18 protein-coding genes are annotated in these 23412 nt (G+C 52.6%); 8 read left to right on the top strand and 10 right to left on the bottom strand.

Annotation, left to right across the window (positions count from 1 at the left end):
- Positions 1-12: 12 nt before the first annotated feature.
- Together GM154_RS11015 and GM154_RS11010 are read right to left on the bottom strand one after the other, a co-directional pair.
- Positions 13-1182, bottom strand: coding sequence for a hypothetical protein (locus GM154_RS11015; protein WP_219652257.1), 1170 nt, complete (start codon positions 1180-1182; stop codon positions 13-15).
- A gap of 144 nt (positions 1183-1326) precedes the next feature.
- On the bottom strand, positions 1327-1572 hold the full coding sequence (locus GM154_RS11010) for an ATP-binding protein (RefSeq protein ID WP_125889344.1): 246 nt from the start codon (positions 1570-1572) through the stop codon (positions 1327-1329).
- An 804-nt stretch (positions 1573-2376) separates the two neighbouring features.
- On the opposite strand from GM154_RS11010, the gene GM154_RS11005 reads away from it, so the two are divergent.
- On the top strand, positions 2377-2835 hold the full coding sequence (locus tag GM154_RS11005) for a DUF3597 domain-containing protein (RefSeq protein WP_219652256.1): 459 nt from the start codon (positions 2377-2379) through the stop codon (positions 2833-2835).
- 56 nt (positions 2836-2891) lie between these two features.
- Here the strand turns inward: GM154_RS11005 and GM154_RS11000 are convergent, their stop codons facing one another.
- Positions 2892-5060, bottom strand: coding sequence for a phosphocholine-specific phospholipase C (locus GM154_RS11000; RefSeq protein ID WP_219652255.1), 2169 nt, complete (start codon positions 5058-5060; stop codon positions 2892-2894).
- Between the two features lie 190 nt (positions 5061-5250).
- Positions 5251-5475, bottom strand: a complete 225-nt coding sequence (locus GM154_RS10995) for a hypothetical protein (protein ID WP_010798486.1) — start codon at positions 5473-5475, stop codon at positions 5251-5253.
- A 438-nt stretch (positions 5476-5913) separates the two neighbouring features.
- On the opposite strand from GM154_RS10995, the gene GM154_RS10990 reads away from it, so the two are divergent.
- The 3 genes from GM154_RS10990 (at position 5914) to GM154_RS10980 (ending at position 9379) form a co-directional block, all read left to right on the top strand.
- A complete protein-coding gene (locus tag GM154_RS10990; protein ID WP_010798485.1) occupies positions 5914-6189 on the top strand; it encodes a hypothetical protein in 276 nt (91 codons plus the stop codon).
- A 170-nt stretch (positions 6190-6359) separates the two neighbouring features.
- Positions 6360-7439 carry a metallophosphoesterase gene (locus tag GM154_RS10985; protein ID WP_219652254.1) on the top strand — a complete coding sequence of 360 codons (1080 nt, stop codon included), beginning with the start codon at positions 6360-6362 and terminating at the stop codon, positions 7437-7439.
- Complete coding sequence (locus GM154_RS10980; protein WP_219652253.1) at positions 7436-9379, top strand: AAA family ATPase; 1944 nt, start codon at positions 7436-7438, stop codon at positions 9377-9379. Before GM154_RS10985 ends, GM154_RS10980 begins: the two co-directional genes overlap by 4 nt.
- A gap of 128 nt (positions 9380-9507) precedes the next feature.
- Here the strand turns inward: GM154_RS10980 and GM154_RS10975 are convergent, their stop codons facing one another.
- Together GM154_RS10975 and GM154_RS10970 are read right to left on the bottom strand one after the other, a co-directional pair.
- The gene (locus tag GM154_RS10975; protein WP_010798482.1) at positions 9508-10116 is read right to left on the bottom strand and encodes an ERF family protein; all 609 of its coding nucleotides are present in this window, start codon (positions 10114-10116) and stop codon (positions 9508-9510) included.
- A 263-nt stretch (positions 10117-10379) separates the two neighbouring features.
- Positions 10380-10805: a hypothetical protein gene (locus GM154_RS10970; protein WP_219652252.1), complete on the bottom strand. Its 426-nt coding sequence runs from the start codon at positions 10803-10805 to the stop codon at positions 10380-10382.
- Between the two features lie 202 nt (positions 10806-11007).
- On the opposite strand from GM154_RS10970, the gene GM154_RS10965 reads away from it, so the two are divergent.
- A complete protein-coding gene (locus GM154_RS10965) occupies positions 11008-11841 on the top strand; it encodes a DNA-binding protein (protein WP_219652251.1) in 834 nt (277 codons plus the stop codon).
- On the opposite strand, the gene GM154_RS10960 is transcribed toward GM154_RS10965, so the two are convergent.
- Positions 11832-14417 carry an EAL domain-containing protein gene (locus tag GM154_RS10960; RefSeq protein ID WP_219652250.1) on the bottom strand — a complete coding sequence of 862 codons (2586 nt, stop codon included), beginning with the start codon at positions 14415-14417 and terminating at the stop codon, positions 11832-11834. The genes GM154_RS10965 and GM154_RS10960 overlap by 10 nt on opposite strands.
- Positions 14418-14643: 226 nt before the next feature.
- On the opposite strand from GM154_RS10960, the gene GM154_RS10955 reads away from it, so the two are divergent.
- Positions 14644-16269: a methyl-accepting chemotaxis protein gene (locus GM154_RS10955; RefSeq protein ID WP_219652249.1), complete on the top strand. Its 1626-nt coding sequence runs from the start codon at positions 14644-14646 to the stop codon at positions 16267-16269.
- A gap of 142 nt (positions 16270-16411) precedes the next feature.
- Positions 16412-17953 carry a sensor domain-containing diguanylate cyclase gene (locus GM154_RS10950; RefSeq protein WP_219652248.1) on the top strand — a complete coding sequence of 514 codons (1542 nt, stop codon included), beginning with the start codon at positions 16412-16414 and terminating at the stop codon, positions 17951-17953.
- 477 nt (positions 17954-18430) lie between these two features.
- Here the strand turns inward: GM154_RS10950 and GM154_RS10945 are convergent, their stop codons facing one another.
- Entirely contained in the window at positions 18431-19750 is a 1320-nt protein-coding gene (locus tag GM154_RS10945) for a nucleotide disphospho-sugar-binding domain-containing protein (RefSeq protein ID WP_219652247.1), read from the bottom strand.
- Positions 19751-20324: 574 nt separating this feature from the next.
- Between GM154_RS10945 and GM154_RS10940 the strand changes: the two genes are divergently transcribed.
- A complete protein-coding gene (locus GM154_RS10940) occupies positions 20325-21320 on the top strand; it encodes a hypothetical protein (protein ID WP_219652246.1) in 996 nt (331 codons plus the stop codon).
- Between the two features lie 166 nt (positions 21321-21486).
- Here the strand turns inward: GM154_RS10940 and GM154_RS10935 are convergent, their stop codons facing one another.
- Positions 21487-21627, bottom strand: coding sequence for a DUF2256 domain-containing protein (locus tag GM154_RS10935; protein WP_074826164.1), 141 nt, complete (start codon positions 21625-21627; stop codon positions 21487-21489).
- A gap of 557 nt (positions 21628-22184) precedes the next feature.
- On the bottom strand, positions 22185-23396 hold the full coding sequence (locus GM154_RS10930; protein WP_219652245.1) for a hypothetical protein: 1212 nt from the start codon (positions 23394-23396) through the stop codon (positions 22185-22187).
- Between the last annotated feature and the right edge of the window lie 16 nt (positions 23397-23412).

The raw sequence follows: 23412 nt of genomic DNA, 5'->3' as shown, positions 1-23412 counted from the left end.
TGGCTCAGGCGATCATTGCTGAATCATCGAGGCCATATTGGCTGTACCCAGTTGAGAAACGATCGCTTCATTACCTATGCCTGAGCGCTCAAGGCTTAGGGTGTGGTTGGTGCCTTCCTGCACCAGCGCGAAATGGTCATTCTGAGTATTCATTTGAGTCACTGTCATGACCAGCCCATCCCCGCGCTGCGCCATATCCAGGGAGCTGTCAGTCGTGTTTCGTTGACTTAAGTTCATCTCATTGTTGTTACCGGTCTGCTCGGCCGTAATCTCATGGGCACCCGCACCCCCCATTTGCACCACGGTCATGCGGTTATCGTTGCCGTTTACCGTAGCTTCCAGGCGGTTGGTCATCTTGGTGGTCAGGTAGCCAGACCACCCCCATTGCTGCACATCCAGAGTATTACGGTCACCGTTCTGGCTGGAGATGAGAGTATTGCCGTCACTTCCCTGACGGACGTTCATAACGTTGTCGTTCCCATTCTGGGAGGCCTGCATCAGAGACCCGCTCAGCTCGCCCTCGATAGGCCCCAAGCCGCTCTGCTGCACCTGAACGATATTGCCATTACCCTGCTGATTGACCTCGGCCTCCTGACGACGCCATTGCTGTTGCAGGTCGATCAGGTTGTTGTCACCGTTTTGCACAAGGTCTGCATCCATGAAGTATTGAGCATCCTCGCCCTGCACAACCCTCATGGTATTGCCATTGCCCAGGGTGCGGGCACTGAGGCTGGGCGTCCCACTCATGTTTTCCAACCGGAAGTCGTGCAGGTTGTGAGTACCCTCCTGGTAGCTCGTGACACGCCCGGCGTTATTGCTGCCCTGATCGATACGCGCCTCGTTCACGCTGCCTCGCTGCGTAACCGCCACGGTAGACCATCCGCGGGTGTCCTGATAAATATCCACCAAGTGGCTTTCACCACTCTGATCGATATCAATAGTCCCGCGAGTTCTTTCTCCCTGGTAGATCGATGCCGCATTGAGTTCGCCCGTTTGCAGCACCGTTTGACGGGTGTCGGTGCCCAGTTGGACCTGAACGCTGTGGTTGCCTTGCCCGGTTTGTGTCAGCGCGGCCGTATTCTGCGCACCGCTCTGAGTCAAGTCGGCCGTATTTGACGCGGCGTAACTATGGGTGGTGCCGAGTAGTCCGATAAGCAGTGCGAGTGGTTTCAACCTGAACATGACGGATATCCCTACGATCTAGTAATGACCTGTACGCGCTTTGCTATTACAGGGCCGGTGTTATCCGGCCTTATGAGCGTAGACGGAAATCCGAAATATGTAGCGAAGGAAAATATCAGATGAACCATAAGCCCTTTTCCATCCTCAGCTGAATACGGGCATGGGCGATGTCTCGCATGATGGCAATTCCAACGCCCGTACCATACCCCACTCAAGCCGATAGAATCGCTCGAAGATACGCTCACGTTCATCTGATGGAATACCTGGCCCACTGTTTTCTACTTCTAGGATGACCGCCTGGTCCGACAGCTTGACTCGCATTGTGGTGCAACCTTCAGGCGGGATATGGCGGATGGCATTGTCGACAAGATTGACGCAGCAGAAAGGCATTGCCTTGTGTTGAGGCAGCCTGCAGCTCAAGCTCCAGATCGAGGTGTCTAGCATCTACCGCCCAGTATAGTGAAGAACCGCCTCTTCAACCTGTTAGTCCAGGCGCAGCGGGGTGAGGGCGAACGTATGCAAGTGGGAGGTTGAGGCTCGGGCCAAGGTCAGTAGTTGATTGGTCTAGTGAATCATCCGCTCGCAGGCTCAACGTGCGACTACTATCAAGAGCGCTCACATATCGTTCGCATAACCATTGGCGTTGGGTATGCAAGCCGACAAGCGGGGTGCGCAACGGGTGCGCCATATTATCGAGAAAGGCGCGCTGCGCTTCTGCACCCGAGTGGATACGGAGCAGTAGGCGATTGAGCGCGGCAATAATGGCGGAAGGCTTCTCAGGCCGCTCTGTTACTCAACGATGTCAAAGTACGGTAATGGTGCGTTGCTGAACAGCAGCTATACCCTCAGCTGAACCATTACATTAAAAGTAAAATCTTAGCAAAGTCTTATAAGACATTGATTTTCATGATAAATATTTATGTTGATAGATGATAGGTATCTTCCTTCAATTTATCGTGAGGCCAAGCCGTCTACATCTTAGAAAATGCGTTAAAAGGTCAGAGAGTTAAAGTGATTTCTCGTTAAAATTAGTGATCAACATTAGATTATGTTTTCAAGCTATTGATTTTAATACGGATTATTTTGCATGAATGGTTTTTTGTGATCGCCTCGCTTACAGCTACATAAAGCGTTGAATCACAGGCACTCTCTGAGGGTCCATAAGTACTCTAGGTTTAATCACGAGGGTCAATCATGGGACTGTTTAGCTCGATTCTTGACAAGCTTGGCTTGGACGGTGTTAGTAACGAAGAGCAGCGAAAGGCTGATGTCGGCGTTATCGATGCCAGCAAAACGTCTACACGTATCGTTACCGATTCTGAAGAAACCAATGCGGCCTACAGCGCTCGTGCCGAGCAACTACAGGCTCCAGCAGCTACCGGCGTGCAAAATTCGATGGATATTTCGGCGCGTCTCGACGCGATGGCTGCTAATCATACTGATCAGCTGAACTGGCGCTCCTCTATCGTCGACCTGCTCAAGGTACTTAACCTGGACAGCAGTTATGAATCACGCAAGGAAATGGCCGCCGAGCTTGGGTGTCCTGCCGATAAGCTTGGAGATTCGGAGCAGATGAACAACTGGCTACACAAGGCCGTTATGCAAAAGCTGGCCGAGCACGACGGGACGGTTCCTCCCGAGCTTAAGGCGTAACCGGTTTTGGAAGGCAGGCATCCAGCTCAAGGATGCCTGTGAGACGCCTCTGACGGTCAGGTATTGCCCATCAAGGGATCGCTAATCGAATGGCGGCCAGTTTCAAGTCTGCCAGCCAGACGCCGTTCCCAGCTGCCCTGATCAGCCCGAACCGTAATGTCGTACCATCCACCACTCACGCGCGTCGATATACGCTGTTTATGTGTGGCACCCGCACCAAGCTGAAACTCGTGGGGCTTTTCAAACGTATAGGGACACCGATCAATCTGAACGGTCATAGCCTGCAGGCTTGTATTGGTGATTGTCATGACCAGATTGTGGCTTTTACCGTCACGCTGCAGCCTTACTTCTGGCTGCGGAGCCTTGAGGTTGCCACGCAGTGCTCGATGAAAGCCGTTAGGCCCCAACAACCACAGGTCGTAGGCGCCACCATCTGTAGTGATGGGGACCCAGACATCACTCAACAGCTTCCCTGCCTCGATGGTATAACGGCGAGGGATATCCTCAAGATGCAGCCGATCGTATACATGCAGCACGAGACCTTGCACGCCTGTGTTGCGCATGGTCAGGGTTAGCTGGCGCGTCTCCGGACTGGCTTCCGCTTCGACCTCGATCCGATACGGCAATGCTCGGGAAGGGCGAGCCAGACGTCGCTGCACAGGGACTTGTTGTTGGTCAGCAGGCGGAACAGGGACCTGTGGTAGCTGCTCCTGTTTTTCCCGCAACTGATCCGCTGCACGGCGAGAGGTAGTCTGCAAGGGCGGCAACAACTCCTGATTCGGATCGACAAAATTAAAGGCAGACGTCAAATCGCCGCATACCGCTCGCCGCCAAGGACTGATATTGGCCTCTTTTACGTTGAAGCGCTTTTCCAAGAATTGCAGTACCGAAGTATGGTCGAAGACCTGCGAATTCACCCAGCCGCCTCGGCTCCACGGCGAAATGACAAACATCGGGACACGGGGCCCTGGTCCGTACACACGTCCATCGGGGGCCGGCTGGTCCTTCGAGCCAGGAGGTGCTTTGTGCTGGAACACTTCGGCATCGAAGGCAATGGTTGATTTACCTGCCAGTGTTCCATCTGCGCGTAGGGAAGGAGCGGCAGGTGGCGGCACATGGTCGAAGAAGCCATCGTTTTCGTCATAGTTGACGAGAAGTACCGTCTTGCTCCAGATCTCTGGATTTTCAGTCAGTGCATTAAGGACTTCCTGGGTATACCAGCCTCCCTGAACAGGACTGGAGGGACCGGGGTGCTCCGAATACTCCGCTGGTGCGACCAGCCAGCTCACCTGAGGCAGCTTGCCTTGTCGGATGTCGCGTCTGAAACTTTCGAACATGGTTTCAAGGTCGTTGCTGTTCGCTGCTGGCATCGTATTACCGTTGCCTTTGTACAACGGGGCGACGGCCTCCAACGCTTCGCGATAGACGACGAAGTCGTTAAAGTCTGCAGAGGGCTGGGCGGGGTTGCCAACCTTGACGCTTGCGGCACGGTATTGGCGGAAGCCTGCATAGGCATTATCACCAAAGTTGTCCGGCAGGTACTGATAGACCTTCCACGAGACGCCCGCATCCTCAAGTCTCTCTGCATAGGTCGTCCAGTCATATCCCTCATCGGGCGGCCCCGGAGCATCCCACTCGTTGACAACCGCTGCGACGTTAGAGCCAGTGGGGCCGTTGGTACCGGTCCAAAGAAACAGGCGATTTGGTGCTGTTCCACCTAACAGCGAGCAATGGTAGGCGTCACACAGCGTGAAGGTATTGGCCAGGGCAAACTGAAAGGGCACCTCGTTACGCTCGTAGTATCCCATCGAAGTCAGCGTCTTATAGGTTGGCCATGCACTCAAACGACCGCTGTCCCAGGCCGCCTGGGTGTCTGCCCATGAATGTGGCGTGTCATGCACACGCTGGGCGTTACCTTTTCGGCTGTCGAGGTGATAAGGCAGGATAACGCGCTCTTGACCTTGCTGCTGCCAGACAGTGCGTCCGCCCGGCAATGGAATCGTCAGCCGGTCAGCAAAGCCGCGTACGCCCGGCAGCGTTCCGAAATAATGGTCGAATGATCGGTTCTCCTGCATCAGGATGACTACATGCTCGACGTCCTGAATAGTACCGGTACGGTTGTGGGCGGGGATGGCCAATGCCCGTTGGATCGAGGCGGGTAGCATGGCGATGACCGACCCGACGGCCGCTGCCTGCAATAGATTTCTGCGGGTGAGAGAAGGCATGACTCGTTCGCTCCCTGTACGTGCTGAGGTGGTTAGCCGGAACAACTCGTTACATATTTGTACGGGTAGCAGGTAGCAGAAATATGACACCGCGAAACGATCTGGAATTTATAGGCAGGTTTATGACGCGTGTGTCTGCCAGATGAATCGGTGCGACTGGGCAGAGCCATATCGCACCCAGGCAGGCAGATCAGGATTTTTCAGTAATAATGAATTGATTGGTGCCGAGTTTATGTGCTCCCCAGGAAACGGCGTAGCCCTGGCCAAGCCTTACCGCCTCGGAGACAGCTACCGCCTCGCTGTTGTAAACGCAAGCCAAATGCCATGGAGTGTTCCGATAAACTCCCCAGCCTTTGACCCAGTCCTGGTCGTTGGGATCTCGTTGTAGCTCACGGAGTAGCCATTTGAATTCCATAACAGCCTTCCTTGTAGCAGTGGGACAAGGTGATACAACCATGACGCCCCTCAGCGCAGCGGGCGATTCCGGCTTGTGGCAAGTGTAGCCAAGATCATTGCGTTAGCTTGGTAGACTTTCCGAAAAGGCAGTATCGACTGCAACGGCAGCGATAGCACCACGATGACATTGAACATCGAAAACCGAAGATGTTCATGGGAATGAAGGGACTGGGCCGGAAGAAAGGGCCCCGTCCCTGGGGCAGCATGCTCAGCTAGGCAGGGTATCCTGTCTGCCTGCATATTTCTTCGGCTGCCAAATCAATAACTTGAGCAACTTTTTAAAAAAGATGATTTTTTGCTAACCGTTTATCCCTTTAGACAGACGGCACGCTGTAGTGGCGAATAAATAGCAAAACGCTGCCTCTAACAAACACTACTGCCTGGTTCTGCTTGCATCATGAAGTGTCTGTCTCGCCTTACCTACATTTTTGCTGACTCATTTGCTCTTAAAGGCATCATCGACCAAGAGGGTAGCCTGACGATTACCGCAGCGCCTCTTGATGGAGGCGAGCCTTATACTTGGCGTTTTTCCGCCCGGTATTTGAAAAATGGTGCGCTGTTCCAGACGCTGCTGGACGATATCGAGCATGAGCTGCTCAAACACAACAAGCAGAAGGCGCAGTTGCAAATAGACGACCTGGTAGGAACGCCCGTGGGGCAGGTGTCTCGCTAAAGGCTCATTAGATCACCTGCTATCGTTTATTTTTTGCCGTTGCCCCCATCTTGATTGCATTACCGCTGCGTGCCGTTGCGCCGTTGGCGCTGTAATACAGCAGAGGTGTTCAACCTCTGTCTCTTCTCGACGTCAAACGTATTATCGCCTACAGCAGGATCTGACAGCCTATGAGCCTCGTCTATGGCATCTGCTCGGATGCACATTTGCATAATTGGTCAGCGTTTTCCCGTGTCGACAAGAATGGGCTCAATAGCCGTCTCGGTCATATTCTGGATCAGATTCAGGTGGCGGCGCATGACCTTCGTGCGGCAGGAGGACGTACGCTCTACATTACAGGCGATCTGTTCCATGTACGTGGCTCCGTTTCGCCCACGGTCCTTAATCCAACTATCGACCTGTTCGCACGGCTTACGACAGACCTGGGCCTGAACATTCGTGTGTTACCAGGTAATCATGACCTTGAGTCCCGTGACAGTAGCGCGCTGGGCAATGCTTGCGAGAGCTTGCGTACCATTCCTGGTATTGAAGTGATTTCAACGCCAACGTTGTTCGAGAATGACCATGTTGTCATGGTGCCTTGGTATGACCGACTCGATGATGTCCGCCGGCATATCGACGCTTGCCTGACAGATTTGAATGCAAAAGGGGAAGCCCCCAACGCATGGACCCTGATGATTCATGCGCCAGTCAATGGTGTTCTAACCGGCTTGCCAGACCATGGCTTTAACGCAGCAGAGTTGGCCCGATACGGGTTCAAGCGCGTTTTTAGTGGGCACTACCATAACCATAAGCGCTTCAAGGGTGAGGTCTATAGCGTAGGCGCCACCACCCATCAGACTTGGAACGATATAGGGACCCGGGCAGGCTATCTCTTGGTCAGCGATACCAACGTGGTATTTCGTACCTCTTCTGCGCCCCGCTTCATGGATCTGGATATTCGCTGGGATGAGCACGAAGCCAGGGAGCAGTGCAAAGGTAATTATGTGCGGGCACGGCTGGGCGAGGCGACCGAGGAGGAGATTTCCCACCTTCGTGATCAGCTCAAGACATGGGGTGCGCTGGGAAGCCTGGTACAGGCCATCCCCTTGCCACGCTCTGCTGTTATGCAGCGTCGCTCGCCGGTCTCCAGCGCACCGACACTACGCGAATCGATCCGCGGGTGGGTGGAGGAAAACAGCACGCATGGTGACGCGCTGGTAGTACTGTGCAACGACATACTCAGCGAAGCCGAGGCGATCGATCCATGAGGATACAGAGCCTTTCGATTACTCACTTCATGGCGATTGGACATGTCGAGTCGCTTCCCCTGAACGACAAGGGTCTGGTACTGATCCAGGGCGAGAACCTGGATGATACGAGCCAAAAGAGTAACGGCGCTGGCAAGTCGTCAATCGCCGACGCACTGTGCTGGGCCCTGTATGGCGAAACCGCTCGTCAGGAGTCTGGTGATGCGGTGATCAACCGTACCGCAGGAAAGGGTACAGAAGTCAGACTTGAGCTGCTTGACGAGACGGGCGCACGCTATCGCATCAGTCGTCATCGCAAGCATCGCCAATACAAGAATCAGTTGCGCCTTGAGCACTTCATGGGAGGCGAATGGCAGGACCTGACCAAGGGCTCGGATAAGCTGACCCAGGTGCTGGTCGATAAGGTCATGGGCTGTTCGCACGAAGTGTTCGTTAACGCGATCTATCTGGGTCAGGAGGCTATGCCCGACCTACCTGGGATGACAGACCGAAACCTCAAGCTCCTGGTAGAGGAGGCCGCAGGTATCCATCAGTTGCAACAGGCTTATGAGATCGCTCGGGCCCGACTTAATCAATGTAAGGTCGAGGTAGGAGAGCTCACCACTCAGGCCAAGGCCTTGGAAACAGCCATCACTACCTTTACCGCCAATGTCGAGGCGGCCGAGCAGGATCGCGAGGCGTGGATACATCAGCAGAGCGCCGCCGTCCAGACCGCTACCCAGCACTACCATGCCGTTCGGGATGCATTTGATGCAAGCTTGGGAGAGTATCTTCAGGCACACTTGAAAAGCCTGGACGAGCAGGCCGCGGCCGTTCGTAGCAGGATCACCGCGTCCGATGAGGAACGCCGGCAGGAGCGTATCCATGCCAAGACGCTTCGAGAAGCGGAGCTTGCTTATGTCGCAGTCCAACAGACCCTGGAGCGTGAACAAGCCAAGACCCAGCGGCTCGCTCACACGTTGGAGCACATTGACGATCAAGTAGGTACTACGTGTTCTCAATGCGGTCGTGTCATCGAACCACAGGATCTTGATGCCTCACGGGACATGACCTGGCAATCCGTGAAAACGCAGCAGGAAAAGGTACTTGCGCTACAAGATCAAGCGAAGACAGCGAAAGAGGCGCTTGACCAGTTGGAAAACAGCCTACGGAATTATCGCCAGCAAATGACTGATGTCTCCGAGCAGAGTGCAGCCCTGGAAGCGCTTGAGCAGCAAAGACGAAAAACCCAGGCTGAACAGCACGCCTGGCAGGAACAGGCCAGGCAGCTACAGGTGCTGAAGGACCGCATCGCGCAGCTCGAATTAGCAAAGAATCCGCACGACTCAGCCATACAGCGTGCACGTGAGCAGTTGGCACAGGCAAGGGTGAGACAAGAAACCTTGACGGCTACATTGAGCGCAGCGCAGCAACGGCTTGCACTGGCGGAAGAAGCCGCCCGGGTATTCAGCCCGTCAGGCGTTCGTGCGCATATTCTGGATAACGTGACCCCCTACCTGAATGCTCGGACGGCTCACTACTTGTCTACATTGACAGACGGAAACGTGACCGCAGTATGGTCTACCATTGCATTGACGGCCAAGGGAGAGTTACGTGAGAAGTTCTCTATCGATGTGGTCAGCGCAACCGGGGGTGAGACCTTTAAAAGTCTCTCAGGAGGAGAAAAGCGTAAAGTCAGGTTAGCAACCGCCATGGCACTGCAAGATCTGGTCGCATCGCGAGCCAGTAAACCCATCAGGTTGTTTATGGCAGACGAGATTGATCAGGCCCTTGATGAGGCCGGTCTTGAGCGATTAATGTTTTTGCTGGAGGAAAAGTCCCATGACAAGGGAACGGTCCTGGTTATCAGCCATACGGATCTACGCGATTGGATTCGTAACAGCATCACTATAACCAAGGAAAACGGACAGGCTACCGTAGAAGCTGCATATACCATCTAAGTGGTGCTGGCTCATTGGATAGCCAAAAGGGCATTTGATGCGGGCTAGTAAAAATCAGTCTGCTATTTTTTAGTGTTAGAGCTAAGCCAAGCGTCCCTGCAGGCTTGCCAATGGATAGGTGAGGGAAATCATGCCGCGTTGTCCTGACTCTTGCGTTCCTGGTACTTCTTGGCGGCTGACTCGAGACTGCTGACAATGCTGTCATAGACGTCAACGGTCATCTTGCTGGCGTCCGGGTAATCCGTTTCAAACTTCTTCTGAACAGCCGGGCTGCACTCGCTTACCGCATTTTCGATACGCTTGAGCTGACTCTTGTTAATGTAAACAGCAGGCTGGCGGTTGGCATTGGTCTGAGAAGCATCATTGGCATCGTCATCCTCTTGGGCAATACCTGCAAAGGCTGCCAGGGAATAACGGCGATAGTACGTAATCGCGCTACCAACCCCTTGAGGGTCCATTTTCATGCAGGGGCCCAGCAGAGTATTGCTGATCCATTGACCCGACTCGTGCATCAGTACCGTTTCGACACTGACCTTACCATCTTCAAAGCCCGGCATTTGGACGATCGAAAGGCCGAACTTGCTCAAAATCGGTCGGGTTGTATTCAATACTTCAGCCAGATCCGCATACTTGCTTCTGAAGTGCGGATTAATGCTTCCCTTCGTGGCGTTTTCAATCTCAGCCTGTGCGGCGGCCAGGGCCTTGGCAAGGGCGTCGATGTTTTCTGACATTTTCATACAGATATCTCCAAGGCAACATACCCCTTACCGACGGGATAGGGGTGAACGTCGAGGACTGATGAGAAGGGTTTAAAGAGGTGTTTCAGGCAGTCCATCCTATATGGGGGCAAGCGGGCTAAAACCAAGCTGAAAGCCACGAACTGCCTAACCTTTCGTCGGCTGAACACTGCCTTTAAAAAGCTTCTCAGTTATCAAACGCGCTACTACTTGGACCACAGCGAAAGCGGTTTATCTGCAAGCGTGCAAAGGTTTGTAATGGCTCAGAATTTATGAAGCGCGAGGGATATCCCATGGCTCAAGGCCTGCCCGGTCAGTTGGCGAAGCTCCTCGTCAGCGTCGTGTTTCGCTGCCTGAACAAGGCGATCACCCAGAGCACCTTCAAAGCATGCAGGCGTTGCCTTCAAAATCTCGAGCCCCTTGGCAGTGAGGACACAATCATGAGCGGTTCCAGCCACTACATCGCCATGTTCGATCAAGCCTGTATTGCCAAGCCATTTGACCGAAGCGGTAAAGAATCGAGCCTCATCCGCACAGGGATTAAAGTCATCTATTTCATTCAGGCCCGCCGCCTCGATGTGCTTTTGCATATCAGTACAAAAGAGATTACGCGGAATAGGGAAGGCCTCGTACAACTCACCAAAAAGCCGACCGACCAGATTATCGAACCGTTCAATGTTGGTAGCCATGGGCACTCCTGAGTTGATTTCACTCCATCATAGCTGACATCGTAATGCGCAGGAGAGCACCGTCTGGCGAAAAGCGCTGTAAATCAAGGTGTTAAATATAGTCGTGCCTTTTTCTGGCTACGCCATCCCCTACTTGGGATGAGCACAGAGTTGCGCTACGATTAGTCTTACGATTTTTATTCTTTACGTAAAGTGAATAGCCATGAGCCGTAACGGTATAGACAAGGAGAAGGTGGCCACTGCCATTCGGCAGCTAAAGGAAGAGGGCCGGTCTGCCTCTGTACCTGAAATCCGGGCGCTGACAGGAGGCTCGTTTACAACTATTCAACGCTATAAAAAAGAAATCGAAGCTGACGAGCAAAGCCTTTCAGGACCGAGCGGACGGATCAGGGCGGACATGCTGGCACTGATCGAACAACTCGAACGCAAGTTGCTGGAGAGGGCCCAGCTGGAAATAGACGAGGCCGAGCAAACGCTCGCGGTTCAGGCGAAGTCGATAAATGAAAAGCTCAAACTTGCCGATGAGCGTGCGAACGCCCAGCAAGAGCGTATCAAGGACCTGGAAGCCAGACTAGCGAAGGCCGAAGCGCTCGCAGCAGATTACGCAAACCGATACAACGCAGCCAATAACGAGCTGGCCAGGCAGGCGGTAGACCTGACTCATAGCCAGCGTGAGTCGGCTGCCCGTGCCCAGCGTATCGAAACGCTAAGCAGTGAACTCAAGACGGCACGGGATGCGTTGGAAGGTTATCAGGAAGCGATGCAGCGCCAGCGGCTGCAGGATCAGGTGCAGTCGGACTCCGCCGTCAGTGACTTGCGCAACCAGCATCAAGCGGTTCTGGCCGAGAATGCCTCTTTGCGGGAGCAGAACATCCAGCTGATTCGGGACAATGAGCGACTCCAGGCCTTGCATACCACACAGGCCCGGCATCTGGATGACCTGGCCCGTCAACTCGATCAGGAGCGCGCCACCGGCAAGGACCTGATCAGGCAGATCGCCCGTCTGGAGGCGCGACTGGAATCGCATCAGCTTTGAGATTTGCCCTCCGGGGCAAGTTGCTCATTCAACTGCTCAACCAGGCGTTCCACCGGAACCGGTCTGCCCAACAGAAACCCCTGCGCCTGATCACAGCTCAGGATACCTAGTGCATTAAGCTGCTCGGCTGTTTCGACACCTTCTGCGGTCACAGACATCGAGAGCGCCTTGCCCAGTGCAACAATGGCCTTGATGATGGCCTGATTGCTGTCGTCACCCTCGCTTAAGCTCATGACGAAGCTGCGATCAATCTTGATGCCATCGAATGGATACTGGCTCAAGTAGCTAAGCGAGGAGTAGCCCGTTCCAAAGTCATCCATGGAAAGCTTTACACCCAGCGCCTTGAGTTCATGCATCAGGGCCAGTGCGCTTTCAGCGTTGTCCAACATCACGCTTTCGGTAATTTCCAACTCAAGCCGCGCAGGCTCAAGTTGCGTTTCTTCCAATACCTGCCGGATACGCTCTACTAGGTCATTACGCTGGAATTCGATACAGGACAGATTGACCGACACGAAAATGGGGTCTTTCCATTCGAGCGCCTCGCGACATGCCTTGCGCAAAACCCAGTCGCTCAAAGGCACTACAAGCCCGCTCTGCTCGGCCACCGGTATGAATACAGCAGGACTCAGCAAACCGCGGGTAGGGTGGCTCCAGCGTACCAGTGCCTCTGCGCCAATGATATTCCCGTTCTGGATACTAAAGCGCGGCTGGAAGACGAGTCGTAACTCATCGCGCTGCAGGGCGGCCCGCAGGTCTTCCTCGATTTGCTGGCGTTGAAGCAGCCGCTCGTTCATCGCGCTGTCGTACAGCCGCCACGTATCACGTCCCGCCCCCTTGGCCTCATAAAGTGCAATGTCCGCAAACCGAAGTAGCTCGCTCTTGATAACCCCATGGGCAGGCGCCTGCACAATACCAATGCTGGCGCTGACACGAACCTCAAGTTCGTCAATCATGATCGGAGCAGAAAGGCAGGCCAGCAGACATTCTGCCAATACAGAAGTGTTTGGCTGCTTTTGCCCGGTAAGCACGAGGACAAACTCATCGCCACCCTGACGGGCAATGAATACGCTGCTATCCATACACCGTTTGAGCCGGTTGGCCACTTCGATCAGGACCTTGTCACCAAAGCCGTGCCCTTGAGTATCGTTAACGTGCTTGAAGTCATCCAGGTCCAGATAAAAGATGGTCAAAGGACTCTCTGGCGTAGGTCCGTTTCCCAATTGCTCCTTGAGATACCGGTACATGTACGTCCGATTGGGAAGCTGCGTCAGCGGATCATACTTGGACAGATGCTCGTAATGTGCCTGAGCTTCCATTTCGTCTGTAATGTCGCTGAGAGTTCCGCGAAATCCGGATAAGACGCCCTCCGTCCAAACAGACCGAAGATAAAGGTGCCCCACACGTTTATGTCCTCCGCGGTCCATGTAAAAGCATTCCAGGGCTTTTGGGACACCTGCTGGTTCCTGATCTTGTTGGGCGCTTGCCTGGAAGTCCGTTTCGCTGAAATCAATAAGCTCCTGCAGCGGCTTTCCCAGCCACTCGTGAACACCAAAGCCGGTGCTGATTGCGAACCGGTCAGAAAGATAGGTCAGCTCACGTCGGGCATTCGTTTCCCATATCCAGTTTGAAGAAGCCTCAGCGACATCCCGAAAACGGGCCTCGCTATGCGCCAAGGCTTCATGGCTGCTGTCGATCAATGCAGCCGCACGCAGCGATCGGCGCTTGAGCTTGATTAAAACCAGATAAAGAGCAAATGCCGTAAGCACCAGCAGAGGCAGCATTACACTTAGCAGTACACCGCCAGGACGCTCTGCGTGCCAGCTGAGCAGAAAAGGAACACCATAGTTCTCGCTTATGATAAGGCTGGCGCTATCCTTTTCTGCCGGCCCGGCCTTCAGATTGACAATGCTAGAGGCCGCACCTATCGACGCCAGCTTCGGCTGATCCAGCCGTTCAACAAAGAGCAGGATGGGAAGCTGGTCTCGCCTGGGTAGATACGTCGTCTGGGCGGGCTGGACCAGAGCTGCCGAAACAATCGCCGGTGCACCCTCCACCTGAAAAAAGCCCTGAACATGCATAAGCGGAGGCTCGCCTCGGAGTCGCTCCAGCATTGCCGGCAAGTCGCCCTCGATCCACTGGAGTGCATCCTTGGGGTCGACCGTATCCTTTAAAAAGGCATAACGGGTATTTTGCGAGCCGTCGACAACCAGGACGGCGTCAAGCCCATATTGCGACAGCAGCGAGCCGGCCAGCTTATCTTCTTCACGCGCCCATTTCGTATCGACGGCAGGGTAGAGATGGGTAAAGTTCTCGTCCCAACGGGCATAGTCCATGAGTGTCGCCACCGTGGATTTCTTGCGGGCATCGATAGCATTGCGCAAGGCCTGCTCACCACTGGTAACGGCCTGACTATCCAGAGACCAGGCGATATAGCTCGTAACGGCGCCTGCCAAGGCGAACAGGCTCAGCATCAGAACGGTAAACATCAGCACGGAGCGATGGGTGAGCTCTGTGTGGCTTTGTGAACGAAACGGCTCGTCCTTTTTCATGGCTGGCGGGGGCGGAGAAATAGGCATGGTCAGGGAGGCGATTCGATAATCTGCTATCAGGTTGTTTTATATCGGCCTACTTCCTGACCGCTGTAATAAATAATCCGATTCAGGCGACATGAGGCACAACCAGACGGATCAACAGACCATCCGGCAACTTTTCAGCAGGAGTCCTCAAGAATTCCGCATTGATGCCGCTTCAATACGTATCACTTTGCATGTCCTCTCTGGTCCCCTTATCAAGGTTATGTCTATGAGCCTGCGCTCCCTGAAAATTGCATACCGAAGCCTGTTTTGCTTTGGCGTTATCGCGGTTATCCTGACCGGGCTGGGGGTGTTCAGCCTGGCTCAGATGTCTCATATCCAGAATCAGTCCCGAAAGGTAGAACTGAATTCATTGCCCAGTATTGTCGAAAGTGACAATCTGGCACTGCAAATGGCCCGCATTCGTATAGAGGCGTTGCGCCTGATTGCCTTGCCAGATGCTGAAACGCTTCGAAAGACTCAGCAGAAAATCAAAGATTTGGGACAGCTTGTTGAAGCTGGCTTCAAACGCTATGAGCCTTTAATCAGCACGCCGGAGGAGGGCAAGGCGCTACAGCAGTTGCAGGCTATCTACCGCGACTATATGACTAATACCGATCAGCTCGTAGCGTTAATGGTCAGCGGCCGGATCGATGATGCCCGTAAGCAAGTCATGGGTGGCATGGCCAGCCTTGGCTTGAGCATGAACGAACAGACCGAGAAATTGCGTACCCTGAACCAGCAAGCAGCCAAAGCCTTTGGCGAAGATGCACAGGCAGTGTATAACAACTCCGTATCCATTACCCTGACAGTTATCGGCTGCGCCCTGGGCCTTACGATCCTGCTCGCCTGGCGTCTGACCTTGAGTCTGTCCAAGCCTATTCGCGAAGCTGTGCAGGCTGCGGAGACCATCGCGTCGGGCGATCTGACCCACCGGCTGGAAACAACCGGTACAGATGAGGCTGCTCAGCTACTCAGGGCTATGGGAAAAATGCAGGGTAATCTGCGCGATACGCTTGAGCAGATCAACCGTTCGGCTGAGCAACTGGCGGCTGCGACTGAAGAAATGAGCGCAGTCATGAGCGAAAGCACGCAGGGGCTTCAACAGCAGAATAGCGAAATCGAGATGGCAGCCACTGCAGTCACCGAGATGAGCCAGGCTGTTGAAGAAGTAGCGGGTAACGCGACGTCGACCTCAGTCGCCTCCAAGGCAGCAGCCGAAACCGCGCGCCAAGGGCAGCGTCAGCTTAACGATACCCTCAGTGCTATTGGTGTCCTGACGGACAACGTTCTGAGCGCTTCTGAGCAGGCACGTCAGCTGGCCGAACAGACACGCAACATTAGCCAGGTGCTGGATGTCATCCGGTCCGTAGCGGAGCAGACCAACCTGCTGGCGCTAAACGCTGCAATCGAGGCGGCCAGAGCAGGGGACGCGGGTCGCGGGTTTGCTGTTGTAGCAGACGAGGTACGCTCACTGGCACACCGGACCAGTGATTCTACCCGCGAAATCGAGGCCATGATTGGCAGCATTCAGCAGGGGACTACTCATACCGTAGACGCCTTGCTGACCAGTGCGGATCAGGCCAGGCAAACCCAGGAGCAGGCTGAGGCGGCAAGCCATGCACTAGGCACAATCAACGATGCAGTCAACGGTATCGATGAGCGTAACCTAGTCATTGCCAGCGCCGCTGAAGAGCAGGCACAGGTGGCCCGAGAGGTGGATCGTAATCTGGTTCGTATTCGTGATCTGTCTATTCAGACGTCAGCGGGCGCAGAACAGACTCATACAGCCAGCCAAGAGCTTTCCCGTCTGGCTGGAGACCTAAGCGGCATGGTTCGCCGTTTCAGAGTGTGACCGACCGGCAGAGCGATGCTGATTAACAGGCATCGTTCTGCTCTGCGTTTCGGCTAGGTAACGCAACGGAATGTAGTAAATGCGCCCCTTATGAAAGGGCGTTTGTAAGGCCTCGTTGCAGTCCATGCCCTCAGGTAGGTTCATGTTTCATCCTGATTCAACCGTTTCGAAGAAATTCAAACGCCTCTCACTGGAAACGTTGACGATGGCCTTTTTGGGCCTCGTCTTCGTGTCTTTGGTTGGGTTTGATTTCTGGCAAAGCTGGCATGCGCGAAACGTTCAACTGCAGCAATCCGAGAGCACAACGCTCAACTTGACTCGTGCGTTGGCCCAGCATGCTGAGGACTCGTTCCAGGAAGTGGATGTAGCGCTCATGAGCCTTCAGCACTTGCTAGAGCAGGGTAATGAGATATCGTTTAAACCAGACGCGCTGCATACGCTGCTTGAGAAATATGCGGGCTCCCTAGAGCAGGTCGAGGGCCTGTTTGTTTTTGACGAGCATGGCAATTGGAGGGCAACCTCTTTAGGTGAAACGCCATGGAAAGGTCAGAACTCAGACCGAGGCTACTTTAGGTTTCACAACCTGAATACGACTGAAGACCCCTTCATTAGCCGTGCCATTCATTCCCGTTCTACAGGCAATTGGATTATTCCGATATCCCGGCGTGTTACCGATAAACAAGGGCGTTTTGCGGGTGTAGTGCTGGCTACAGTCAGGATGGAGTATTTTCTCGACTTCTACAGACACATCGAGCTAGGGCCTTCAGGCGCCATTGTGCTGGCCATGCCGGACGGCACGATTCTAAGTCGACGCCCTTTCAAAGACGAGTATCTGGTAGGTAAACACCTCGCTCAGAGCTACGTTATCACCACAGCATTGACTCAGGCGCCTTCCGGCATCGTGACTATCAAAGCGGTAATTGATGGGGTGGAGCGCCTGTATGGCTATCAGCTGATAGATAAATATTCCTTGTTGGTAATGGTGGCAATGAGCAAGAAAGAGCTCTTGTCGGACTGGACCGGTGATACGCAACGCTCAGCCATCATTGTCGCCAGCCTCATTATCGTAATGTCGCTGTTCGGCTTGGTGTTAATGCGTCAGATCGGGCACGCCAATACGGTAAAGGCTGAACTGATCGAGGCGCATCGTGCACTGGAGCGGCAGGCCTTGTCTGATGGGCTGACCGGATTGGCCAATCGTCGCTATTTCGATATGGCATTGCATCAGGAACTCAAGCGGGCAGAACGCTCGGGGCAACCGCTAAGCCTGATCATGCTGGATATCGACTTTTTCAAGGGCTACAACGACTATTACGGACATCCTGCAGGCGACTATTGCCTGAAACAGGTCGCACAGGCGCTAAAGCATAGTCTCCCTCGATCGGGTGATTTTGCGGCAAGGTATGGTGGTGAGGAAATGGCGGCCATCTTGCCAGCCTGCGACAGCCAAGGCGCCCGGATAGTCGCTAAGCGTATTCAGGACCAGATACGTAAGCTAAGGCTTGAGCATCACAACAGTCCATTCGGCGTGGTCACTGTCAGCGGTGGTATTCATACGTATATGCCCGGCGAGGACGGCGCCCTGACTGGCCAAACATTGATTGAATGTGCAGACAGTGCTTTATATGAAGCAAAACGTTATGGGCGAAACCGGATGGTGGCGACTGAGAGTAGTCATACGTGATTAGCAGAGGAGACGTGAGAGGGGTTCCGGAAATGGGCTCTATAAGCAGGTCCGGTACTACTGGTAATCTTAATACTCTATTTAACATAAGATATATTATGCGAATATAATGATAAGTCTCATAGGAGCATGATCGACACATTTCCCCAGTTTTTCATTTCCGATTAAAGCACTAATCGGAAATTCATGGCCTGTGGTACAAACTACTCACGTCTTACTCTTACGATCAATTTCCGCTTGTTCTTGTTCAGGTGGTTTTGCCCACCAAGGTTCACGACTGATCAACCTCGCCATGGTCTCTACCTGATATCTCTGTACAGTAAACATCAGCGAAACGGTTTTTTGATAATTTCTGCGTTACAGATTAGCTGGTTGAGCCTCGTACAACTGCAGACATAAGGTTGGTAACGTTCCCTGTTAGTGCTCTGACCACCTTATCTCTTTCGATAAGCTTTTAGGTTTAAAGATCTCGATCAGTCATGGGCTTGAAAGTGATAACTCAGACTGGAAAAAAGAATCAACCGCCTGTTTAAGTGCTAAGGCAGGATCGAGTTCCCTATACTGTTGACTCAATGTCATCGCGGCCCTTTTGAATCGCGCCTCCCTCAAAACCGTTGCGACGGCCTCTGATAAATCCTGCGTGGCGGGACGATCTGTTTTGAGGTTGATACCTGCACCTGCCCACGCTACCCGTGCTGCAACTTCTGCCTTGTCTTCCGAGGTGCCTGCAATCACAAGCGGAACGCCATGTCGCAATGCCTGTTGTACGCCACCGTACCCGCCGTTGGTAACCATGACATCGACGTACGGAAGCATCTGCTCATAAGGCAAATAGTCAGCCATGTAGGCATTTTGGGTAACAAATGGCTTGGTGTGCTCCCCTGGTTTACCGGCTGTAGCAATTACCAGCGCGTTACTAGCTGCAAGAGCATCAAGCGTTGGATATACCAGGTTCTCCAGGTTACGAGCTACGGTGCCTTGAGTGACAAAAATAACAGGCCGACCCTCTGCTTTCGCTGCATCGACTTCACCCCACCAAGCTGGCAAAGAATAGGCTTGTACTTGGCTTGGCGCAGTACCTATCAATTTTACAGAGGGAGGAAGACAGGCTCCGGCATATTCCAGTCCTGGAACAGTCATCTGCAGAAATATGTCCGGAAGTAGCGTGGTGGCATCCATAAAGGAATAAGGCATAGGCCTTGTACCGAATGTGCCCAGGGCGGCATCAAGGGCTGCTTTTGAGCCCCGCATCTCCCTGCCAAAATCACGACTTAACTGTACATAACGTTGTCTTTCGTGTTCGGTAGTAGCAGGAGGAAGTCCTTTACCAAAGGGTGCCAGATGGTCTGCACTAAGCATTAGAGGTGTTATCCCGAGTGAGATCAAGCCGGCAGGTCGTGCGCCAGAGGATCGCAGCTGGAATGGCCATCCTCCTGCAAACATATGATTGGTTATGAGCACAGCAGGCTCATCGCTTTCGCCTAGTACAGCTTGAACTGTCTTGGTCTGGTCGACCAATGGCTGGATAAATAGGACGCGGAAATCGAAGTCAAGCAGCTGAGGACCAGGCCGCAGCTTTTTACGGTCAGGAAAGGTTTGGTTGACATCCCGCGCATCATAATCCGCTGTACCTTGTAACGTAACATGCCGGATACCTTCCTGCTCAACACGTTCTTTTGATGCAGACCCCGTAATAAAAGTGATGTCGTACCTCTGCTCTTTCAGGCGCGGCAACAATGACAAAACGGGAAGTACATGACCTACCTGGGGCGTGGTTGCAACGATAATTCGAGGCATCAAATAACCTTAATCAATGGTGTATGAATCAAGGTATACCGGTCATCCATGACATCCTTACTAAGGAACACTGACAGGCTTTCTCGTATGTCCTATGTCGTGCTGATGTTTGAAGCGTTGGCGAGATAGCTAGGCCGAAGGTGGCGCCAGGACCATCTATGACGGTTCGAGAACATCTGGTTAATGATTAAATTGGCTAAAACCCTTTTTTAGCCAATTTAAGATTTGATGGAGCAGTAACATCTAAGCAAAAAGAGTTTTAGGTTGCACTCAGATCAATCTGATTACTAATAAAATCCTTAATATCCTCAGAATTAATCCTTTATTTTTTCTAGAATCAATCCTTCAGCTAGTAGCGCTGCGATCAAGCGTGTCTAACAATGCTTAGACCGCTAAATAAGAGCAGGCTAAAGACCCACCCTCACCTCTATATGCCATTGCTTTTTTAAAAAATTAGTGGATGTTCGTCTAGAGCTTGGGAGTGCCGGCAGTCTTTTACTTGGTGGAACATAACCTTAAATCATCACAAAAACGCACCTCTCACGCTTGCTAAGTCAAGGAAAAGGCTGAACATATGCTTACCATCAAACCTCTTGCTGCTGCCATCCTGATCATAATCAGCTCCCAAGCTTTCGCGGAGATGAATACTGCCGAAGTACAGCAAGTCGGTACTAACAATACAGGTTCGCTAGAGCAGCAGGGCAGCGGAAATTACGCCTATCTTCAACAGGACAGCCAAGAGAATAGCCAGGCTGAGATCTTTCAGAACGGCACTAGCAATAGTGGATCGGTTTATCAGCTACAGGGTTCCGATAACAATGCTGATATAACTCAGCGGGGTGATAGCAATAACGCCACTGTCCGTATTGGCGAAAACGGAGGTGGGAATACATTCGGCTCAAGTGTCAGTGCGTACCAGGAAGGTAATGCGAACACGCTTGATCTTACGGTGACTGGCTATGCCGCAGGTGTAACGACGTCTTCGGTTGGTGACAACAACTCAATTCGCGGTGAAGTAACCGGTGGTATTTCTGGCGCCACGTTGAGCCAGGTGGGTAATAATAACGGTATTGATATCAACCTTGGATCGTCATCGTACGCCTCAGTTAATCAGGCAGGTAATAACAACACTGCCAGTGTTTCAGGTTCCTCGTACAGGATGGGAAGTAACAGTACTGAGCTGACGCAAAGCGGTGACGGCAATCACGCCAACACATATATGGGCAGTCAGTTCGGCAAGATCACACTGATACAGGATGGCTTGGGTAACCAAGCCGATATTTATTCCAGTGGGCGCTCAACTACCCTCTCGGGTTCAACCCTTGGCAACAATAATACTGTGGATATCGATCAGTCAGTTGAAACCGGAAGCGCTATATTCGCTCAGTCTGGTGATGAGAATATTCTAAATATCGCGCAGCAAGGTTTTGTTGACAATTTCACTGCAAACGCGACCCAGTTGGGTGTCGCCAATCACGCAAACATTACCCAAGGTAGTGAGCTAAATGGTGCATCGGCAGTCGTGACCCAGTCTGGTAACAATAACGCGGCTACCATTATTCAGCGCTAAGCCATACCGCCAGCGCTCGAAATAGCGCTGGTCTTTTGATTTAAGCTCTTAAACGCTCTCCCCTGCGTTAGTTTGCTAAGCTTCTATGAAAAGCGATTTGTCTGGCTGTCGTGCCTGTTGAAGATGTGTTTAAACCACCACAACCTCAACTGTCCGGCTCAGCGGCTTAGTGCTCCGAACGCTTATGCCTCCTACAACGCTCTGAGCAGTAGCGTACGTCCTCCCAGCAGCGCTCCCACTTTTTGCGCCAGGCAAATGGTAAACCACACACTGGGCAAGTTTTGACTGGAAGTTGACTCTTTTTCAAAGTGCTTCGTATGCCCTTAACGTTCATTCTAGTGATTGTAGCAACTGAGCGACCCGCAGCTAGGCTAGCCGTTTGGTGCTTCCGACGGGTAACAGCCCTGCTGCTTCGTAGGCGTGTTCTCTTTCAAGAAACCGCTCTCGATGGTGCATGCTGTTTACCGAATCAACCATTAGCCACTGCTGATTGATCCAGTCTCCGGCACGCTGGATCCATAGCGAGGTAAGTCTCGAGTGCGTCAAGAGATAGGCTTCTTACCTGTGGAATCGGATCATTTAAGGTCTTAAGCAAAGCCCCTAGCGAGTCGACACATGTTTGGATGGATAGCGCCCTAACGGCAAACTCTCGAACGAAGCCATTATACTGCTGGTTTAACAACGCCTAGTCTGCATCCTTCGGATAATCCCGGAGAATGGCGTACGCTTCACTTAAACGGCGATTCTCAGAATCGATAACCGTTGCTCTTTTATTGAAAAGTTTCCCGAGCCAATACTTCCATGTGTGCATAGATACATCCATTCGTAGCAGCGCGACCGTTTAGCTGCCGCGCTGCCTAAACATTACTGACTAACGCTGGCCCTGTTGCCAGTACCTGTCTGGCTGAGCACAGCACGGCTGCTGCCTTCAAAGTTTGAGGATTGCTGAATAATGGCCTCATTCGCAATGCCTACCTGTGCCAGCGTTGCGCTACTTGGATTCTCATAGGAGGAAACTTGATCAAGTCGAGCGATGTTCAGATCTCCGCTTTGATCAACGTCAATCGAGCCTTCACCGCTCTGGCTGATATCTACACGATTGTCATTTCCAAAGGCAATACTTTCTACCGAACTATACGTACCGGACTGATACACTCGAAGTGTGTTGGCATCTCCGGTCTGAATGTAAGAAATTCTAGAGCTATCTACCCATTGGGTGGCCTCAACTCGGTTAGAATCACCTTCAGTCTCTCCCTGCAATGCTCCAGCGCCCCCGCCCAGGCTAGCGGATAACAGGTTATTATTACCATTTTGGGTCACATCTACGTAACCGCCTAACCAGCTGCCTTGTTGAATAGCAAGCTGATTACCGTCACCCTGCTGAACGTATCTAAGACTCACTTGGTACTCGCCACGCTGCTCAATATTGACCACGTTACTGTTACCAACGGTAGTGCCTATCAACTCTCCGCCACTGTAGGCTATTTGCGATATGAGCAGCTCGTTGGTTGAGCCTTCCTGAACGATAGACAGCTCACCTTCGTTTGAGGCGTTAACTGAGGCATAGTTGTCATTACCAGTTTGATCAACGCCTGCCAAGCCTGACAAGCTGAGCAGAACACCATTTCTATCGCCTTTCTGGTTGATCGCTCCATACGCGTCATAGCCTCCCTGCACTTCAATGGCGTTGTAATTTCCTAGCTGCATACCCGAAAAATTATTTGAATAATGCGATTCTCCAAAAGCAATATTGGCCTGATTGCCCTGTCCTTGCTGTTGTAGCTCAATATGGCTTTGAGTGCCGTTACCCGCTTGGTAAAGTCGGGCATCGTTATCTGTTCCCTCTTGGTAAAGATTTGCCGTGCTGGCGTTTTCACTACCTTGCTGTATATACCCAATATTGTTGCTGCCGGATTGCCTGATAGCCGCTTGACTAATAAGCGTTGTCTCAAGCTGTTCTATCGTCGCTGTATTATTTTCACCGTCCTGTATTAAATCAGCGGTATTGCTGTCTGCAAGACAAGAAATGCTGAATGAGAGCAGAGCAATAATGAAGCAGGGTTTGACGGTAGACATAAAGGGCTCCTGACTT

It is taken from the genome of Pseudomonas sp. MAG002Y (genome assembly GCF_019400845.1).
Lineage (GTDB): Bacteria > Pseudomonadota > Gammaproteobacteria > Pseudomonadales > Pseudomonadaceae > Chryseomonas > Chryseomonas luteola.
The sequence above is the reverse complement of the archived record's forward strand: the minus strand, read 5'-3'. Positions and strand labels throughout refer to the sequence as shown.

Coding starts and splice junctions, on each gene's coding strand:
- GM154_RS11000 (WP_219652255.1), bottom strand. CDS start 5,060: ATGCCTTCTCTCACCCGCAGAAATCTATTGCAGGCAGCGGCCGTCGGG.
- GM154_RS10930 (WP_219652245.1), bottom strand. CDS start 23,396: ATGTCTACCGTCAAACCCTGCTTCATTATTGCTCTGCTCTCATTCAGC.
- GM154_RS10990 (WP_010798485.1), top strand. CDS start 5,914: ATGAAGTGTCTGTCTCGCCTTACCTACATTTTTGCTGACTCATTTGCT.
- GM154_RS10960 (WP_219652250.1), bottom strand. CDS start 14,417: ATGCCTATTTCTCCGCCCCCGCCAGCCATGAAAAAGGACGAGCCGTTT.
- GM154_RS11010 (WP_125889344.1), bottom strand. CDS start 1,572: ATGCCTTTCTGCTGCGTCAATCTTGTCGACAATGCCATCCGCCATATC.
- GM154_RS11015 (WP_219652257.1), bottom strand. CDS start 1,182: ATGTTCAGGTTGAAACCACTCGCACTGCTTATCGGACTACTCGGCACC.
- GM154_RS10945 (WP_219652247.1), bottom strand. CDS start 19,750: ATGCCTCGAATTATCGTTGCAACCACGCCCCAGGTAGGTCATGTACTT.
- GM154_RS10950 (WP_219652248.1), top strand. CDS start 16,412: ATGTTTCATCCTGATTCAACCGTTTCGAAGAAATTCAAACGCCTCTCA.
- GM154_RS10985 (WP_219652254.1), top strand. CDS start 6,360: ATGAGCCTCGTCTATGGCATCTGCTCGGATGCACATTTGCATAATTGG.
- GM154_RS10975 (WP_010798482.1), bottom strand. CDS start 10,116: ATGAAAATGTCAGAAAACATCGACGCCCTTGCCAAGGCCCTGGCCGCC.
- GM154_RS11005 (WP_219652256.1), top strand. CDS start 2,377: ATGGGACTGTTTAGCTCGATTCTTGACAAGCTTGGCTTGGACGGTGTT.
- GM154_RS10955 (WP_219652249.1), top strand. CDS start 14,644: ATGAGCCTGCGCTCCCTGAAAATTGCATACCGAAGCCTGTTTTGCTTT.
- GM154_RS10970 (WP_219652252.1), bottom strand. CDS start 10,805: ATGGCTACCAACATTGAACGGTTCGATAATCTGGTCGGTCGGCTTTTT.
- GM154_RS10940 (WP_219652246.1), top strand. CDS start 20,325: ATGCTTACCATCAAACCTCTTGCTGCTGCCATCCTGATCATAATCAGC.
- GM154_RS10995 (WP_010798486.1), bottom strand. CDS start 5,475: ATGGAATTCAAATGGCTACTCCGTGAGCTACAACGAGATCCCAACGAC.
- GM154_RS10965 (WP_219652251.1), top strand. CDS start 11,008: ATGAGCCGTAACGGTATAGACAAGGAGAAGGTGGCCACTGCCATTCGG.
- GM154_RS10980 (WP_219652253.1), top strand. CDS start 7,436: ATGAGGATACAGAGCCTTTCGATTACTCACTTCATGGCGATTGGACAT.